This is a genomic window from Cryptosporangium sp. NPDC051539, assembly GCF_044454545.1.
Classification (GTDB): domain Bacteria; phylum Actinomycetota; class Actinomycetes; order Mycobacteriales; family Cryptosporangiaceae; genus Cryptosporangium.
This window is the reverse complement of sequence record NZ_JBITDV010000002.1, coordinates 33,674-34,363: the sequence shown is the minus strand read 5'-3', so window position 1 is coordinate 34,363 and position 690 is coordinate 33,674.

The following is a 690-nucleotide window of genomic DNA, read 5'->3' as shown; positions in this document are numbered from 1 at the left end:
CCTACGGCGGGCCACCAACGGTCGCGGAGGGGACGGCGGACGGCGGCGGTCCACCAGCGCCGATCCAGGGGCCGGTCGGCGGCAATCCCCGATCACCACCGGGCATCGAGCCGCACAAGGGCGCTGGTCACAGTCCCGCGGCGGACTGTGGACGATCCGCCATCCGCCATCCGCTGCAGTCCACGATCGGCTATCGGACGGCGGACGGCCGCGGGCGATCCGAAGGCGCCGATCGGTCAGCGGGCGACCTACGGCGGCGATCCGCGGACCGCGAGCGCCGATCGAGCGGCGGGCGGCCGAAAGCAGGCGGTCTACGGGCGGCGGGCGGCAGTCCGCGGGCAGCAGTCCGCGGGCAGCGGGCAGCCGAAAGCAGCCGGTCCGCAGGCGGCGGACCTCGGGCAGCGGGCAGCAGTCCGCGGGCAGCGAGCGGCGGGCGGCCGAAAGCAGGCGGTCTACGGGCGGCGGACCGCGGGCGGTCGGGTTTCGACCTTGACGCTCGACTCAACGCGGCCGGTCGCCGGTCAGCCTCGGTCCGCCCGCGACGCGCGGCCAGCCGCCGACGCCCGACCCCGGCACATGTGGGTGAGTCGCTCGGCGCTCGGCGCTCGGCGCTCGGCGCTCGGCGCTCGGCGCTCGGCGCTCGGCGCTCGGCGCTCGGCGCTCGGCGCTCGGCGCTCGGCGCTCGGCGCT